Source organism: Clostridia bacterium (genome assembly GCA_019683875.1).
Lineage (GTDB): Bacteria > Bacillota > Sulfobacillia > RBS10-35 > Bu92 > Bu92.
In genome coordinates, this window is the sequence record JADGHN010000035.1 from 1 (window position 1) to 16,650 (window position 16,650).

The 16,650-nt window shown below is 71.2% G+C and carries 15 protein-coding genes; 3 read left to right on the forward strand and 12 right to left on the reverse strand.

Going from position 1 to position 16,650, the window contains the following annotated elements; translation table 11 throughout:
• Window positions 1-356: 356 nt before the first annotated feature.
• From lysS to IRZ18_04400, 4 genes are all read right to left on the reverse strand, one after another.
• Window positions 357-1,856 (reverse strand): lysine--tRNA ligase, encoded by a 1,500-nt coding sequence (lysS, locus tag IRZ18_04385; GenBank protein ID MBX5476345.1) that lies wholly within the window; start codon window positions 1,854-1,856, stop codon window positions 357-359.
• Between the two features lie 3 nt (window positions 1,857-1,859).
• Entirely contained in the window at window positions 1,860-2,342 is a 483-nt protein-coding gene (greA, locus tag IRZ18_04390) for a transcription elongation factor GreA (GenBank protein ID MBX5476346.1), read from the reverse strand.
• 176 nt (window positions 2,343-2,518) lie between these two features.
• On the reverse strand, window positions 2,519-3,622 hold the full coding sequence (locus IRZ18_04395; protein MBX5476347.1) for a shikimate dehydrogenase: 1,104 nt from the start codon (window positions 3,620-3,622) through the stop codon (window positions 2,519-2,521).
• A gap of 33 nt (window positions 3,623-3,655) precedes the next feature.
• Window positions 3,656-4,063, reverse strand: a complete 408-nt coding sequence (locus tag IRZ18_04400; protein MBX5476348.1) for a bifunctional nuclease family protein — start codon at window positions 4,061-4,063, stop codon at window positions 3,656-3,658.
• Window positions 4,064-4,217: 154 nt separating this feature from the next.
• Between IRZ18_04400 and IRZ18_04405 the strand changes: the two genes are divergently transcribed.
• The 3 genes from IRZ18_04405 to IRZ18_04415 are packed head-to-tail and all read left to right on the forward strand — an operon-like array spanning window position 4,218 to window position 6,891.
• A complete protein-coding gene (locus tag IRZ18_04405) occupies window positions 4,218-5,183 on the forward strand; it encodes a DUF2520 domain-containing protein (protein MBX5476349.1) in 966 nt (321 codons plus the stop codon).
• A 29-nt stretch (window positions 5,184-5,212) separates the two neighbouring features.
• Complete coding sequence (panB, locus tag IRZ18_04410) at window positions 5,213-6,040, forward strand: 3-methyl-2-oxobutanoate hydroxymethyltransferase (protein ID MBX5476350.1); 828 nt, start codon at window positions 5,213-5,215, stop codon at window positions 6,038-6,040.
• Entirely contained in the window at window positions 6,037-6,891 is an 855-nt protein-coding gene (locus IRZ18_04415) for a pantoate--beta-alanine ligase (protein ID MBX5476351.1), read from the forward strand. The genes panB and IRZ18_04415 overlap by 4 nt, the downstream gene beginning before the upstream one ends.
• Here the strand turns inward: IRZ18_04415 and IRZ18_04420 are convergent.
• The 8 genes from IRZ18_04420 to IRZ18_04455 form a co-directional block, all read right to left on the reverse strand.
• On the reverse strand, window positions 6,881-8,209 hold the full coding sequence (locus IRZ18_04420) for a biotin--[acetyl-CoA-carboxylase] ligase (GenBank protein MBX5476352.1): 1,329 nt from the start codon (window positions 8,207-8,209) through the stop codon (window positions 6,881-6,883). The two genes, IRZ18_04415 and IRZ18_04420, sit on opposite strands and share 11 nt — an antisense overlap.
• Window positions 8,199-9,401, reverse strand: coding sequence for a dihydropteroate synthase (gene folP, locus IRZ18_04425; GenBank protein ID MBX5476353.1), 1,203 nt, complete (start codon window positions 9,399-9,401; stop codon window positions 8,199-8,201). Before folP ends, IRZ18_04420 begins: the two co-directional genes overlap by 11 nt.
• Window positions 9,402-9,458: 57 nt before the next feature.
• Complete coding sequence (locus IRZ18_04430; protein MBX5476354.1) at window positions 9,459-10,520, reverse strand: hypothetical protein; 1,062 nt, start codon at window positions 10,518-10,520, stop codon at window positions 9,459-9,461.
• 113 nt (window positions 10,521-10,633) lie between these two features.
• Window positions 10,634-11,926: an insulinase family protein gene (locus IRZ18_04435; protein ID MBX5476355.1), complete on the reverse strand. Its 1,293-nt coding sequence runs from the start codon at window positions 11,924-11,926 to the stop codon at window positions 10,634-10,636.
• Entirely contained in the window at window positions 11,923-13,248 is a 1,326-nt protein-coding gene (locus IRZ18_04440; protein MBX5476356.1) for an insulinase family protein, read from the reverse strand. The genes IRZ18_04435 and IRZ18_04440 overlap by 4 nt, the downstream gene beginning before the upstream one ends.
• An 18-nt stretch (window positions 13,249-13,266) precedes the next feature.
• The gene (locus IRZ18_04445) at window positions 13,267-14,475 is read right to left on the reverse strand and encodes a CCA tRNA nucleotidyltransferase (GenBank protein MBX5476357.1); all 1,209 of its coding nucleotides are present in this window, start codon (window positions 14,473-14,475) and stop codon (window positions 13,267-13,269) included.
• The gene (ftsH, locus tag IRZ18_04450) at window positions 14,472-16,295 is read right to left on the reverse strand and encodes an ATP-dependent zinc metalloprotease FtsH (protein ID MBX5476358.1); all 1,824 of its coding nucleotides are present in this window, start codon (window positions 16,293-16,295) and stop codon (window positions 14,472-14,474) included. The genes IRZ18_04445 and ftsH overlap by 4 nt, the downstream gene beginning before the upstream one ends.
• 78 nt (window positions 16,296-16,373) lie before the next feature.
• Window positions 16,374-16,650: hypothetical protein (locus IRZ18_04455; protein MBX5476359.1), on the reverse strand; the 277-nt coding region annotated here is incomplete at its 5' end.

A 16,650-nucleotide genomic window follows, 5' to 3' on the forward strand; every position in this document is an offset into this window, starting at 1 on the left:
ATGACTTCCATCTCTCCCGATGCCCATCGGCCTTCGCCGAACCGGCACCGGTTCAAGGGCCGCCTCGCTCTCTCACGCTGTTCAGTTTTCAAGGATCGGATCTGCCGTTCCGGCGCCGTCTGGCGTCCGGCGGTTTTTAATCATATCACCCACGACACGGTGGGTCAATCGAAGTTGTGGCCATCGCGACGCGCATTCGCGAGAATGCGCCGGCTCGATGTTCCGCAGCGACCGGCGCCGTTCGTGGCGTGACGATCGGCCGCGATTTGAAACTATAGCACCGCGCAAAAAGGGCCGCAACACTGCAACATGTGGTCGCAGTGGCAGCCCCGTCAGGCGGCGCTGGACGCTCCGCCTCAGACTTCCTCTTCTGCTTCTTCTTCGTCGGCCTCGTCTTCGTTCTCTTGCGGAAGAGGCCGCATGAGCGGAAACAAGATGACGTCGCGGATGGACGGCGAGTTGGTGAGCAGCATCACAAGCCGGTCGACGCCGATGCCCAGCCCGCCGGTGGGCGGCATGCCGTATTCCAGCGCCCTGAGGAAGTCCTCGTCGAGCTCCGGCGATTCGAGGTCGCCCTTGCGCCGGTCTTCCATCTGCCGCTCGAAGCGCTCGCGCTGGTCATCGGGGTCGTTGAGCTCCGTGAAGGCGTTGCCGAGCTCCATCCCGTTGACGATGGCCTCGAAGCGATAGGTCAGCTCCGGGTTGTCCCGCTTGCGCATGGCGAGCGGCGAGATCTCCGTGGGATGATCCAGAAGGAACGTCGGCTGGACCAGTTCCGGCTGGACGAGCTCGCTCACCAGCTCGTCGATGACCTTGCCGCGCGTGGCGTTCCCGTCGACGTGCACGCCAAGGGAGCGCGCGAGGCGGCGGGCGGATTCGTCATCCGGCATGTCGGCGAGGCGGACGCCTTTCCGCTCCAGCGCGTCGATCATCGAGAGGCGCCGCCACGGCGGGGTGAAGTCGATTTCGACGTCGCCGTAGCGGACGCGCGGGGAGCCGGTGACGCGCTCGGCAATCCGCGCCACCATGGACTCGGTGAGCTCCATGATGTCCTCGTAGTCGGCGAACGCCTGGTAGCACTCCATCATGGTGAACTCGGGGTTGTGGCGCGTGGACACGCCCTCGTTGCGGAAGACGCGGCCGATCTCGTACACGCGCTCCAGCCCGCCGACGATCAGGCGCTTTAGGTAGAGCTCGACCGCGATTCGAAGGTAGAGCGGCATGTCCAGGGCGTTGTGGTGCGTGACGAACGGGCGCGCGTGGGCGCCGCCGGCGAGGGGCGTGAGCACCGGCGTCTCCACCTCGATGAAGCCGCGCTCGTCCAGGAACGCGCGCATCTCCCGGATGATGCGCGAGCGCGCGATGAACGTCGACCGCACGCCGGGATTGACGATCAGGTCGAGGTAACGCTGCCGGTAGCGGCGGTCGACGTCCTTCAGACCGTGCCATTTTTCGGGGAGCGGCCGCAGCGACTTCGTGAGAAGCGTGAGCTCGCGGACTTCGACGCTGTCCTCGCCGCGCCGGGTCCGCATCACGGCGCCACGGGCGCCGACGATGTCGCCGAGATCGAGCAGCGGGAGGAGCGTGTCGAAGCCGTCCGTGACGTCGGCCCGCATATAGAGCTGGACGCGGCCGGTGCGGTCCTGCAGGTCCGCGAACGCGGCCTTCCCGTGGACGCGAAGCGCCATCAGACGGCCCGCGACGCGCACCTCGCGGCCTTCCATCTCGGCGTAGCGCTCGTGGATGTCCTGGGCGTGGGCCGTCGTCTCGTAACGTGACCCGAACGGGTCGATGCCGAGCGCGCGCAGCGCCCGGAGCTTTTCACGGCGCGCGCGGGTCACTTCGCTCTCGGCCACGCCTCACCGCTCCACCTTCAGGATCTCGTAGCGGGCCACGCCGCCGGGCAGGCGAACCTCGACGACGTCGCCGGCGCGGTGGCCGAACACGGCCTGGCCGACGGGCGACTGGTACGAAATTCGCAGCTGGGCGGGATCGGCCTCATTCGAGCCGACGATGGTGTACTCCATCTCCTCGCCGGTTTCGACGTCACGCAAGCGAACCCGGGAACCGAGGTTGACCTCCGACGGGTTCACCTCGTCCTCCGCCACGATGCGGGCGTTGCGCAGGAGCTTTTCGAGGGTCATGATGCGACCCTCGACGAACGCCTGCTCGTTCTTCGCCTCTTCGTACTCCGAGTTTTCCGAAAGGTCGCCGAAGTCGCGCGCGACCTTGATGCGCTCCGCGACTTCGCGGCGACGCACGGACTTCAGATGCTCGAGCTCTTCTTCGAGCTTCTTCAGGCCTTCCGCGGTGAGCAGCAGTTCCTGTTCCTGATCCGACATCGCACAATCTCCCATCCGGCGGCGCCCGTCAGTCCGTACGCGGTATGCGAAGACAAAAGAAAAAGCCCGACGGGGCCGCCAATCAGGATGTATCCCGCCTGCCTACGGTATGCGATCGACGGAGACGCGCCGCTCCCCAAAAATCGGAACGATTATGGAACGCCCCGCGGGCGGTGTCAAGAGCCGGCCGCCGCCGCGAGCGCGGCCCTCTTCCGCATGGCGTTGGCGCGGATGCGCGCCACCTCGTCGTCCGAAAGGGCCCGTTCGAAGCTCCGCAGGCCCGCGACGCGGAAGCCGTGCTTGCGGGCGAGCGCCATCGTCTCCTCGACCTTCTCCAGCGAATAGTCGCGGCCCAGCGTGTAGTCCTCGTACCGTTCCTCAAGCGCGAGCATCATCGTCTCCGCCATGCAGGCGAGGCACATTCGTTCCGGCAGGCCGAAGTTGAAGTGGAAGTCGACGTCGCCCGGAACCTCGACGATGCCGCCCTCGATCACGAGGACGTCGTCGCGCTTCTCGGCGACGAGCCTGGAGACGTCGCGCGGCCGGGCGATGTCGCAGATGACGGCGCCGGGCTTGAGATCCTCCGGGTGGACGATGGCGTCGATGGCGCTGGAGACGGTGATGGCTGCGTCCGCACGGATGAGCGCCTGGTGCAGGTCCGTGGAAATGCGCGCCTGCACGCCGGTCTCCCGCAGCACCTCCTCCGCAAGGACTTCAAGCTTTTGTTCGTCGCGGCCGACGAGCGTGAGGTTTCGCACGCGCGGCGCGAGAAGCAGGGCGCACACGCGTCCGATGGAGCCGGTGGCGCCGACGATGGCGGCCTCCGCCTCCTCCAGGCGGATGCCCATCGCCTCCGCGCCGAGGCCGAGGGCTTCGATCCCCGTGGCGGCCGTGTAGCTGTTCCCGGTGGTGACGGCGATGTCGAGCGCGTCGGCGAGGTCGCGGCCGGCGTTGCCCACGACGGCCGTGAAGGCGCCCAGCCCCAGGATGCGGGCGCCCAGCCTCTCGGCCATGCGGCCGGCGGCGATGAGCTTCCTCAACACCTGGCGCTCCGGCAGCCCGAGCATGAGCCGCGGCGTGAGCGGCACGGAGATGAAGTGCCCCTCCGCCGTGTTGTGCGGCGAGCGGATGCCGGTGATGTGCGACGTGTAGATCGGCGGCGCGTACGGCATGATGGCCTCAAGCCAGCGCCCGGGCACGTGACGTTCGAGGAACGGGAACTTCCTGGCCACGTCGGAAACGTCCAGAGGGTGCAGCAGAAACGCGAAATGGCCGGCCAAGCGACGCCCACCCCGATTCCGGCGCTCCAGCCGTCAGTCCTCATCCGGGACGACGGCCGACGCCTCCAGTACATCTTCGGTCACGATGATCGGCACACCTGCCCGCACCGCGACGGCGATGGCGTCACTCGGGCGGCAGTCGATTTCGAGGATTCCGCGTTCAGTTTGAATTTCAAGCTGGCAAATATAAGTTTCATTGCGCACGTCATGGATGACGACACGTTGCAGTTCCCCGCCGAGACGTCCGATGACGTGGAGGAGCAGGTCGTGCGTCAGCGGGCGCGGCGCGGCGGCGCGCTCCATGCCCAGAGCGATGGAGGCAGCCTCGTACGGGCCGATCACCATGGGCAGGATGCGCGGACCGTCCGTTTCCTTAAGAAGGAGAATGTGATCCTGGCCCTCTTCAATCTGTCCAATGCTCAGAATCTGCATGGTTTGCATGGGTATTCCTCCGGCCCATGGGCTGTGCGTCGGCATTGTACAGCAAATGTCCACCGGCGGGAACGGTCGCCCCGCGGCCGACTTGTGGGCATCCTTACCATTGATCTACGATGCTCCTAGATTGTGCGCGACGCGCGCGCGAGGGGGATCCCGTGTGCACGCTCCCGCTTCCTTGCGTGTCGGCATCGCCGGTGCCGGCCGGGTCGCGCACGCGCTCGCTCCGCACTTGGTCGCGGCCGGCCACGAGGTGGCCGTCGTCCTGAGCCGGCGGCCGGAGCGCGCGGCGGCGCTGGCCGGAGCGCTGCCCGGCGGCCCGGTCGCGGCCGGGCTCCCGCCAGAGGCTCCGGCCGGCCCGGATTCGCTCCCGCGCGTCGACTGGTGGTTCCTGGCCGTGCGGGACGACGCCATCGCGGAGGTCGACCGCCGCCTGGACGAGGCGGGCGCGTATCGCGGCGCCCGGATGGCGACGCACACCAGCGGCGCCTGGAGCGCGGGCCTCCTCCGGCGCGCGCGCGCCCGCGGGCTGTCCGTGGCCTCGCTGCACCCGCTGTTCAGCATCGCCGGGACGGCGCCGGCGTCGCTCAGGGGCCTGCGGTTCACCCTGGAGGGCGACGAGGAGGCCGTGGAGGTCGTCGGGCGTTGGCTCGAGGACCTGGGAGCCCGTTGGGGGCGCGTCCGTTCGGACGACAAGGCCGCCTACCACGCCGCGGCGTGCATCGCGGCGAATTATGTCGTCGCGCTCATGGACGCCGCGGAGCGGATTCTCGCGCGCGCGGGCCTGCCGGAAGAGGAGACGCGCGCGGCCGTGGCCGGCCTGGCGCGTTCGGCGCTTGAGAACGCGGCGTCGCTCGGCCCGGTGGCGGCGTTGACGGGACCCATCGCGCGGGGCGACGCGGCGACCGTCGCCGCCCACCTCAAGGCGCTCGCGGGCGCGGAACCGGAACTGCTTGACCTGTACGTCGCGCTCGCCCGCTACACCGTGGGGCTGGCCCGGCGGCAGGCGCGCGCCAGCGCGCGCAGCCCGGGAGAGGCGGACCTCGATGCCATCGAGGACCTTCTGCCGCCCGCCCCGGCCCGCTCCACGGGCGCCAATCCCGACGAAGAAGGTGAACGCGCGTGAGCGCCAAGACGGTTCACGATCTGCAACAGATGAAGGCGCGCGGGGAACGCATCGTCATGGTGACCGCCTACGATTTCCCGTCCGCCCAGTGCGCGCAGGACGCCGGCGTGGACATCATCCTCGTCGGCGACTCCCTGGGCAACGTGGTGCTGGGCTACGACACGACGATCCCCGTGCGGCTGGAGGACATGCTCCGCCACGTGAGCGCCGTGACGCGGGCGAAGGGCTCGGCGCACGTCGTGTGCGACATGCCCTTCATGACGTACCAGGTCTCGGCCGAGGAGGCGCTGCGCAACGCCGCGCGGCTCGTGCAAGAAGGCGGGGCCCATTCGGTCAAGCTCGAGGGCGGCGAGGCCTACGCGCCGACGGTGCGCCGCCTCGTGGAAGCCGGCATTCCCGTGATGGCGCACATCGGCCTGACGCCGCAATCGGTGCACCAGCTGGGCGGCTACCGCGTGCAGGGCCGGTCGGCCGAGGCGGCGCGGAGGCTGCTGCACGACGCCCTCGCGCTGCAGGACGCGGGCGCGTACAGCCTCGTGCTGGAGGCCGTTCCGTGGCAGCTGGCCGGGGAGATCACGCGCCGGCTGCGCATCCCGACGATCGGCATCGGCGCGGGCGCGGGCTGCGACGGGCAGGTGCTCGTGTTTCACGACCTCGTCGGCTACTCGTTCGGGACGCCGGCGAAGTTCGTGCGCGCGTACGCGAATGTCCGCGAGGTCGTGACGGACGCGCTGCGGCGGTACGCGGAGGACGTGCGCGGGGGCGCCTATCCGGCCGAGACGGAGCGATACTCCATGAAGGACGAGGAGTGGCGGAAGCTGCAGGCCGAGCTGCGGGGGGAGGACGAGCGCGCGTGAAGGTGGTGCGCACCATCGCGGACGTGCGGGCGGCGGTGGCCGAAGCGCGCGGGAAGGGGCTCACGGTGGGCTTCGTGCCCACGATGGGCTACTTCCACGAGGGGCACCTGTCGCTGATGCGAAAGTCCGTGTCGGAGAACGGGTTCACGGTCGTGAGCCTGTACGTGAACCCGCTGCAGTTTGCGCCCACGGAGGACCTGGCCCAGTACCCTCGGGACTTCGAGCGCGACGTGCGCATGGCCGGCGAGACCGGCGTGGACGTGCTCTTCGCGCCCGACGACGCCGAGATGTACCCCGACGGGCCGGAGGCCCACCGCACCATCGTGTCGGTGCGCGGCCTGAACGCCGTCCTGTGCGGGCGCTCCCGGCCGACGCACTTCGACGGCGTCACCACCGTGGTCTCGAAGCTCTTTCACATCGTCGCGCCGGACCGGGCGTACTTCGGCCAGAAGGACTACCAGCAGGCGCTCATCATCCGGCGCATGGTGCGGGACCTGAACATCCCGGTCGAGATCCGCGTGGCGCCGATCGTTCGCGAGCCGGACGGTCTCGCGATGAGCTCCCGCAACGCCTACCTCACGCCCGACGAGCGCGCCGCCGCGCCCGTGCTCTACCGCACCCTCTCCCAGGCCGCGGCCATGATCCGCGACGGTGAGCGGGACGCGGGGCGGATCCGCTCGTTCCTGCGAGACACCATCGCCGCGGCGCCGCACGCGCGGCTGGACTACGCGGAAGTCGTCGACCCGGATACCCTCGCGGACGTCGACGTCATCGACGGGCCGGTCCTCCTGGCCGTCGCGTGCTACTTCGGGCGGGCGCGCCTGATCGACAACATGCTGGTCACGCCGTGACCTCGCCGGCGACGAGCCGCCGCTCCCCGGAGGCCGTCTCGAGGATCAGGGCGCCCGTCGCGTCGACGTCGACCGCCTTGCCGCGCACCGTTTCCGCGCCGTGGACCACCTCCACCTCGCGGCCCAGCGTCACGGAGAGCCCTCGCCAGGCGGCGAGGACGGCGTCCGGTTCGCGGTCGAGGGCGTCGATCCAGACGTCGAGTTCCGAGAGCAGCTCCCGGGCGAACGCGGGCCGGCGGACGGGCCCGCCGGACTCGTGCAGGAGCGACGTCGCGCGCTCGCGCACGTCCGGCGGGAAGCGGTGAAGCGGCAGGTTCAGGTTCACGCCGATGCCGAGGACCACGCCGGCTGCGGCCGGATCGGGGCCGAGGACCTCGACGAGGATGCCGGCGAGCTTGCGCCCGCGCACGAGGACGTCGTTGGGCCACTTCAACCCGCAGCGCACGGCCGCGGCGCGCCCGGCGGCGCGCGCCACGGCCACGCCCGCCGCGAGGGGCAGGAGCGTGAGCCGCCCGGCCGGCCACGCGGGCCGCAGCACCAGGGACAGCGCGAGCGCGCCGCCGGGCGGCGTGTGCCAGCCCGGGCGGCGCCGGCCGCGGCCGCGCGTCTGGGCGTCGGCCACGACGACCGCGCCGGCCGGCGCGCCGGCGGCGGCCCACTCCCGCGCGACGTCGTTCGTCGAGCCGGTGGCGGCCAGGCAACGGAAGGCCGTGCCGACGTGGCGCGGCGGCGTCGCCGGCGCGAGCGACCCGGGTGTGTACGCGTCCGGTTCCCAGTCCGGAAACGGGCCCCACTCGCGCACGCCCTGGACCGCCGCGAGCTCCTCCGCGCGCCGCGCGATATCGGCGCCGAGCCAGCCCGCCGCCGGTTCCGGCGGAACGACGTCCAACAGCGGCCGCAGGGCGAAGGCGCGGTCGCGGAGCCGCGGGTGCGGCAGGGTCAACTCGGGTCCCGCCCGCAGAACGAGGGCATCCCCGGCACCGGCGACCAGCAGCAGGTCGATGTCCAGCGTCCTCGGCGCCGGCCCGCGCGCGCTCCCTTGTGCGGGCCGCACGCGGCCGTACAGCGCCTCCACGTCCAGCGCCAGCCGCAGCAGCGCTTCCGGCTCCCCGTCCCACTCGACCTCGACGACCGCGTTGAGGAAGTCGGGCTGCGGCGCGTCCACGTCTTGCGGGCGCGTTTCGTAGACGCGCGAGACCGCGGTCACGCGCACTCCGCAGGCCGTCAGGCGCGCGGCGGCCGCCGCCAGGTACGCCTCCCGCCGCCCGAGGTTCGAGCCGAGGCCCAGGTACGCGCGCAGGGAGGGGCTACCGGTCACGGGAACGGACCACCTCCACGGCGACGTCGTTCACCGGGCCGCCGAGAGGCGCGCGGGGCTTGTGCACGCGCACCCACGCGCGAGAAACCGGGAACCGCGCCAGAAGCCGCGCGGCGATCGCCTCGGCCAGCGACTCCAGGAGGTTGTGGCGCGGCCCCTCCACCACGGCCGCCACCTCCCGCCAGACGGCGGCGTAGTCCACGGCCTGGGCGAGGTCGTCACTCCCCGCGGCGCGTCGCCAGTCGCCGTACAGCCGCACGTCGACGACGAACGGCTGGGGCGCGCCGCGCTCCTCCGGGTAGGCGCCGTGGTCGGCGACGAAGCGCATGCCGGTGAGGCGGATGGCGTCGGAGAGGGGAGCCGGCCAGCCGCGGCAGACGGCGTCGACCATGCGCACGGCCCTCGACGTCATCCGGACGTTGTGCACGCGGACGACGTCCGCCCCCTGCGTCGCGGCCAGCGCGGCCAGGCCGGCCGTCGCTTCGTCGCGCTCCGCCGCGGGCAGTCCCGTGACGAGCCCCAGTGTGCGCTTGCGCGAGGGGCCGTAGACGAGCGGCCGGCCCAGGGCGCGGAGGGCGGCAAGCTCCCGCGTGAGCGCCAGGTTCGTCTCCGCGCCCTTCCCGAACCCGAAGCCGGGGTCGAGCCAGATCTTCTCACGCGAGATGCCGGCGCGCTCCGCCCGCGCGACCATCTCCTCGAAGTCGCGCAGCAGCATGTCCGTCACGTCCCCGCCGTCGCGCGGCTCCCCGTGGTGCAGGAGGATCACGTGGGCACCCGTCTCCGCCACCGCCGCGGCCATGTCCGGATCGCCGCGCAGCGCGCGGACGTCGTTGACGATGCGGGCGCCGGCGGCGACGGCCCGCCGCGCCACCTCCGCCTTGTAGGTGTCGACGGAGATCGGCACCGGAAGCTCCGCCGCCAGCGCCTCGATCACCGGCAGCACGCGCGCCAGCTCTTCTTCCAGCGGCACCGGTTCCGCGCCCGGCGCCGTCGATTCGCCGCCGACGTCGATGATGTCGGCCCCGTCGGCCACCATCTGCCGCGCGTGCGCCAGGGCCGCGGCGGGATCCAGATACCGGCCCCCGTCCGAGAACGAGTCCGGCGTGACGTTCAGGATGCCCATGACGTACGTGCGCTCGCCCCAGCGGAATTCCAGTCCTGTCGATGGCTTGTCCAGCTTCGCGTCCCTCATTTCCTCACCATTGCGCCCGCGGCGCCTCCCGCGCGCGGCGGGCCGGCGGCGCGCCCGTCAGCGGGCCTGCAGCGCCCAGCGCGCGTGGCGCGCCAGCTTCTGCACGTGCAGGCCGTCGGCGGCCGGGGTCAGCAGGTACAGGTCGCCGTCGGCGTCGACGCGAGCGTAGGCTCCCAGCGCCGGCTGGTCGGCCGCCACCGGCGCGGGGGTCGACCACCGGGCGCGGCCCTGCGCGTCGATCTTGACGATCTGGCCGTCCGGGGAGCCGAGGTTCAGCCCGACGTACAGCCCGCCCCAGCGGTCCAGTCCCAGGATCTGTCCCTGTCGAAGCTCGTTCCGCGTCTGCACGCGAAGGGTGCGCAGCGGTCGCCCGTCCGCGCCGAAGACGTGGATGACGCGGGTGAAGGCGCTGCCTTCGGCCGACAGCGCGTACAGCCGGCCATCGTTGCCGAGGCCGATCGACTCGACCGCGTCCGGCAGGGCCGCCCGGCCCTCGTCCAGGCGGGGACCGCGCTCGTCGACGACCTGCCGCGCCAGCACCACGCCGGCCTCGTCCTCCTCCAGACGGCGGATCTCTCGCTCGTAGCTCGACGACGTCAGGAACACGGCGTCGATCACCGGGCGGCCTTCCGGGTCGACGGCCAGCCCCTGCACCGCCCAGCCGCGAAGGCCGGACGCGTCGACTTCATAGTAGGGCACGGCGGTGCCGTCCGGGGACACCTCCCACACGGCGCGCGCGGCGTGGTCCGCGACGAACAGGCGGTCGCGCGGCGCGGGTGCCAGGTCGTCGACGCGAACCGGAGCGCCGCCTCTGCCGCGCGGCGTCAGCGCCTGCACGGCGCGCCCGTCCGGGGAGAGGACGAGGATCCGGCCGGCGAACGTGTCGGCGATCAGCAGCGAGCCATCCTGGGACACGGCGAAGGACCGCGGACCCATGCGGCGCCCGCTGCCGGGGCTCGCCACCTGGACCCCCTCCGGCCCCCAGGGCAGGCGGGCCAGCTGGACCGGCTCGTACGATTCCACGCGCACCGGGCGCACGAACAGCGCGGCGACGGCGAGGCCCGCGCAAAGAACGAGGACAAGACGGACGGCCCGCCCGCGCAGGCTCCACAGCTTCACGCGCAACCACCTCGAAACGGGTGACTACGCGACTCTATTCGGGCGGGCGTCGCAGCATGACGCGCGGGAAAGCGCAGAAGGGCCCCGGCGCCGTACGGCCGGCCCTTCCCGCGTCACGAAGACGGCAGGACGATCGAGACGGCCAGGGCGTCGTCGCGGAAGATCTCCCTCGCGCGGGCGGAGGCGTCCTCGGGCGTCGCGGCTTCGAGGGCGTCGAAGTACGCCCTCAGGGGGACGTCGAGGAAGTGCGCGCGGTTGAGCGAGTGCGCGATCGACTCCGGCGAGTCGAAATCGGCCACGGCCTCGCCGTACAGCCGGTTGCGCGCGCGGTGGAAGTCGTCCGGGTCCACCCCGGCTTCGGCGAACGCCGCGAGACCCTCGCGCAGCGCCGCCACGAGGCGGTCCGGGTCGTCCGTCTCCCCGGAGACGGCCGTCATCCCGAACGTGGCCTCGCGCAGGTAGCTCGCGGAGAACGTGTGGTCGATGAGACCGGCCTCGTACAGCCGGGCGTAGAGCGGGCTCCCCTTGCCCAGCGCGGCGTCGAGCACGATGGACGACAGGATCTCCAGGCGCACGAGCTCCTCTCCCCGCACCTCCCCCGGCCGGTCCTTGAAGCCGACGGCGACGAGCGGCCGGGCCACGGCCATGCGCGCCTCCGCTCGCGGCGCGTGGATGTGCTCCGGTTCGGGCTCGAAGATGCGCTGGATCTCGCTCTTGCGCGCGTAGCCGCCGTGACGGTCGAGGCTCGCCTGGACGCGCGCGACGATGTCCTCGGGCGAGACGTCGCCCACCACCGACACCACCATGTTCGACGGGTGGTAGAACGTGCGGTAGCAGCGCAGGAGAAGCGTCTCGTCGATCCGGCCGATGGACTCGACCGTGCCCCCGATGTCGATGCGGAACGGGTGGCGGACGAAGAGGCACTCCCGCAACTGCTGGAACAGGCGCCAGTACGGCGTGTCCGCGTACATGCGGAGCTCCTGCTCGATGATGCCGCGCTCCTTGTCCACGCCGGCCTTGGTGAAGTACGGCTCCTGGACGAAGTCGAGGAGGAGGTCGAAGGCTTCAGAAAACCGCGACGCCGACGAGAAGAGATACGTCGTGGACGTGTAGCTGGTGAAGGCGTTCGCGGACGCGCCCAGCGCGGAGAAGCGGTCGAACGCGTCGCCGTACTCCTTCGCGAACATCTGGTGCTCCAGAAAGTGCGCGATGCCGTCCGGCACGACGAGCTCCTCGCCGTCCGGCGTGCGGAAGTGACGGTCCACGGATCCGTAGCGCGTCGCGAACGTGGCGAACTTCTTGGTGAACTCCGGCTTGGGCAGGACGAGCACCGTCAAGCCGCAGTCGAGCTCCGTCCGGTGCAGGATCTCGCCCAGGCGCTCCAGGCGTTCCACGGACGCGTTCACGGCCGGGTCACCTCCCGTTCGGGCGCGCTCGCGGCGGGCGAGCGGTCGTCCTCAAGGTGCGTGAGGAAGAAGATCGTGTCGAGGCGGACCCGGTGCGCCACCTCGACGACGTCGTCCTTCCGCACGGCCTCGATGCCGGCGATCCGCTCCTCCTGGGACATGGGCCGGCCGCCCAGCCGCTCCGCGAGCGCCCCCGAGATCATCGCCGCCGGGCTGTCCGAGGCCGCGCGCAGCCGCTCGATCAGCGCGCGCCGGGTGAACTCGAGCTCGTCGTCCGTGATGTCGCCGCGCTCCATGGCCGCCACCTGCTCCTGGATGATGCCCACCGCGCGCTCGTAGTTGCGCGATTCGATGCCGGACGCGACGAGCATGATCCCCTTCAGCGCGTCGGCGTGGGAGCTGGCGTAGTACGCGAGGCTCGCCTTCTCCCTCACGTTGCGGAAGAGCTTGGAGTGCACGAAGCCGCCCAGGATGCCGTTGTACATCACGAACGCGAAGTAGAGCGGGTCGGCGATGGTCACCCCGGCGCGGTACCCCATGGCCAGCTTGCCCTGCTGGACCGGCTGGCGTTCCACGACGACGCGCGGCTCTGCCGGCGGCTCCCCGGCGCGCGTGGGCGGCAGCGCTTCCGGGACGCCGCGGTCCCACGCGAACGCCTCCTGCAGGGCCGGAAGCAGGTCCTCGGCGCGCTCCCCGCCGACGAGGAACACGTCGACGGGCGCCGCGTCGAGCAGCGATCGGTGATGTTCGACGAGGCGGCGCGGATCGAGTTCCTCAAGATCCTCGCGGAACCCGAGCGGATGGAGCGCGAACGGCTCGCCGGCGCACATCTCCGCGATGAGGCGCATGTTCGCGTAGCGCGCCTTGTCGTTGTAGAGGCTCTGGATTCGGTGGCCGAGGTTCGCCTTCTCCTGCTCGACGTAGTCCGCACGGAAGGCGCCGCCTTCCAGGAGCGGGTCGCGGATGAGGCCGGCCAGCACGCGCACGGCGGCGCGCCACGCCGCTTGGCCCTCGGGCAGGAAGCGGTCGTCGACGACGTTCAGGTGGAAGGCGATGGCCTGGTCCTCGCCGATCTTCTCCGCGCCGCTGGAGACCGACGCGCCGAAGAGCTCGTCGAGCCGGCGGGCGAGGGCCGCCAGGGTGGGGAGCTCGCGGCTGCCCCGCAGGAGGACCTGGGGCAGGAGCGCGTTGGCGGTGACCGTTTCGCGCCGCAGGGGCCGGTGCAGGTAGACGGACAGCGTGACCGTCTTGAAGCGGGGCGCCGTCAGGATGTGCGCCGTCACGCCGTCGCCAAGCGCCACGCGCACGAAGCTCTGCGTCAAGGCACGCTCCCCCTCCGCTCAGCGTCCGCGGGACGCGGACATAGCCTTCCCATTCGCGACGCCATCCGTGACGCCTACCCCCGGTTCGCCGCCAAGCGCGGCGATGGCCTGCTGCCAGGCGGCCGCCTCGATGGCCGAGGGCTCGACGGCCAGGTGCGCGCGCCGGAACGCCAGCACGAGCCCGGCCACGCGCGGTCCGACGCGGTCCGCCCACCTCTGCCAGCGCGCGGCCGGAAGGCCGCTGCCGCGGACCAATTCCTCGTGGTGACGCACGACGCCCTCCACCGCGGCGACGACGTCCTCGGCGAAGCCGAGGCGACGCAGCGCGCCGCGGGCGGCCATCGCCGCGCGAAACCCGCGTTCGGACGCGCGCTTCGAGCTGCCGGCGGCCCGCGCCGCGTCGTGGAACAGGGCCGCGAGCCGCAGCTCCAACAGGGGCGGCACGGCTTCGAGCACGCGCATCGTGTGATCCCACACCGCCGTCTCCGCCGCCTCGCCCGAGGCGCGCGGGGCGAGGCCCGCCACTTCGGGGCAGAACCGGTGGAGGATGCCGGTGCGCAGAAGCGCTTCCATGGCGTAGGCCGGCCGGCCGCTGAGCAGCATGCGCGTCCACTCCTCGCGGATGACGTCAGCCGGGACGGAGTCGACGAGCTGCCGCAGGGCCTGCAGCGAAAACAGCAGCGGGCGGTGATAGTTCAGGTTGAATTCCGCGGCCAGCGAAATGGCGCGCAACATGCGGGACGGGCGCTCCCGGAAGCGGATCTCCGGCTCCCCCACCGCCCGCAGGCGCCGGTGCAGGACGTCCGGATAGCCCTGGAACGGGTCCTCGAGCTGCCCTCGCCGGGAGATGGCGACGGCCTCGATGGTGAAGTCGCGGTGGGCGAGGTCGACGTAGATGTGCGGCGCAAAGCGCGGCAGGTCCGGCCCCTGGGAGGGGTCGGCGTCCATGCGGTAGGTGGCCACCCGCACCGTCGCTCCGGCCGCGGGGACGGCCGTGACGAACGGGGTGAGCGGCTCCGCCCCCGGAAATATGGCCAGCACCTTGCGGGGCACGGCGTCCGTGGCGATCTCCCACGCGTCCGGCTGCCGGCCGAAAAGCAGGTCCCTCGACGAGGCGCCCGCGATGTACGCGGGGTGCCCGGCCAGCTCCAGCACGCGCATGACGCCGTCGACCGCTCCGGGGATCTTGCGCCGCAGGGTGCGGCTGAGACGCCACTCGCTCGTCATCTCGCCTGTCGGACTCCACCCCGCACGATCTCGTCCAGTTCGGGCCCCTCCACGGTCTCCTTCTCCAGGAGGCGGTGGGCCAATTCGTCAAGCTGCTCGCGGTGCTCTTGGAGGATCGACTTGGCGCGCGCGTACGCCTCGTTGATGACCTCCGCGACCTCGCGGTCGATCGCGGCGGCGACCTCCTCGCTGTAGCTGCGGTCGCGCGTGAGATCGCGGCCGAGGAACGGATTGTCGATCCTGTTCCCGAAGGTCATGGGGCCGAGCTCGTCGCTCATGCCGAATTCGGTGATCATGCGCCGCACGAGCTTCGTGGAGCGTTCCATGTCGTCGCTCGCGCCGCTCGTGACCTCGCCGAAGACGATCTCTTCCGCGGCCCTCCCGGCCAGGGCGTACGTGACCTGGTTGAGGATCTGGGACTTGGAGATGAGGTAGCGGTCCTCGAGGGGCAGCTGCATCGTGACGCCCAGCGCCGGCCCGCGCGGCACGATGGTCACCTTGTGGACCGGGTCGAAGTCCGGCAGGAGCTTCCCCACGATGGCGTGGCCGGCCTCGTGGTAGGCCACGACCTTCTTCTCCTGCTCGCTGATGATGCGGCTCCGCCGGGCGGGACCGCCGGCGACGATGCGGTCGATCGCCTCCTCGAGATTCTCCATCGTGATCTTCTTCTGGTTCCGCCGCGCCGCCAGGAGCGCCGCCTCGTTGACCATGTTTTCGAGGTCGGCGCCCGTGAAGCCCGGCGTGCGGCGGGCGAGCACGGTCGGGTCGACCGACTCGTCGACGGGCTTGTTCCGCATGTGCACCTTGAGGATGGCCTCGCGCCCGCGAAGGTCGGGCCGGTCGACGACGATCTGGCGGTCGAAGCGGCCCGGCCGGAGGAGGGCCGGGTCGAGCACGTCCGGGCGGTTCGTCGCGGCGATGACGATGATGCCCTCGTTCGCGTTGAAGCCGTCCATCTCCACGAGCAGCTGGTTCAACGTCTGCTCGCGCTCGTCGTGGCCGCCGCCGTAGCCGGCGCCGCGCTGGCGGCCGACCGCGTCGATCTCGTCGATGAAGACGATGCAGGGCGCGTTCTTCTTGGCCGTCTCAAAAAGGTCCCTGACCCGCGAGGCGCCGACGCCGACGAACATCTCCACGAAGTCGGAACCGCTGATGCTGAAGAAGGGCACGCCGGCCTCGCCCGCCACCGCGCGCGCGAGAAGCGTCTTGCCCGTGCCGGGCGCGCCGTAGAGCAGCACCCCTTTGGGAATGCGCGCGCCGAGCTGCGCGTAGCGCTTGGGGTGCTTGAGGAAGTCGACGATCTCCGCGAGTTCCTCCTTGGCCTCGTCCAGGCCGGCGACATCGTCGAACGTGACGCGCCGTTTCGGGTCGTCCTGGTGCAGGCGGACGCGCGCCTTGCCGAACTGCATGACGCGGTTGCCGCCGCCCTGCGTCTGCTGAAGAATGAAAAAGAACGCCACGATCACGAGCAACACGGGGATGATGGACGAGAGCAGCGCGCCGTACCACGGCGTCTCGGTGGGGCGCTCCGCTGTGATGAGAACCCCCTTGGCGCGCAGCGCGGAGATGGTCATCTCCTGCGCGCCCTCCGGAACGTTGACCTCAAACGCCGCTCCATCCTTGAGCCGCCCGCTGATGTGGCGGCCGTCCGCCGAAATGTCGACCGAGTCGACGCGGCCGGACTCTACGAGGTTCATGAACGTGGAGTAGGTGTAGGTATGCAGCTGCGGGCCCTTGGGTCCGACGAGCAGGCCGAGGACGATCACGAGCCCCACGATGACGAGGTAGATCAGCCCCGTGCGTAGGCGCGCACGGTTCAAACCGTCGTCCTCCTTAAATGGGAACGGAATCTCTGCAAGTTTAGCACGCGCCGAATTCGACCGGCAACTTCGGCCTCTTCACGGGCGATCCGGGCGCCACTGCAGCACCAGGACCCGTTGCGCACCGGGGCTGGCGCGGAAGGCGTCGTCCGGCCGAAGGCCGGTCACCCACAGCACGCGCTCGCCGCTGCACACGAGCGGCCAGGCGCGACGGTCGGACGCCGGCACGCCGGCCGATTTCAGAAACGCCAGCACGCGCCGCGCCCGGTCCGTCCCGAAGGGCTGGAAGCGGTCGTGGGGGCGCGGGGGCCGGGCGCGGGGGCGGGTACAACAGCCCCACCCCCCCCCCCCCCCC

What these genes read in the sequence shown, in the direction of transcription:
- folP (MBX5476353.1), bottom strand. Translation starts at nt 9,401, where the DNA reads ATGAGGGACGCGAAGCTGGACAAGCCATCGACAGGACTGGAATTCCGC.
- IRZ18_04400 (MBX5476348.1), bottom strand. Translation starts at nt 4,063, where the DNA reads ATGCAAACCATGCAGATTCTGAGCATTGGACAGATTGAAGAGGGCCAG.
- IRZ18_04445 (MBX5476357.1), bottom strand. Translation starts at nt 14,475, where the DNA reads ATGACGAGCGAGTGGCGTCTCAGCCGCACCCTGCGGCGCAAGATCCCC.
- panB (MBX5476350.1), top strand. Translation starts at nt 5,213, where the DNA reads ATGAAGGCGCGCGGGGAACGCATCGTCATGGTGACCGCCTACGATTTC.
- greA (MBX5476346.1), bottom strand. Translation starts at nt 2,342, where the DNA reads ATGTCGGATCAGGAACAGGAACTGCTGCTCACCGCGGAAGGCCTGAAG.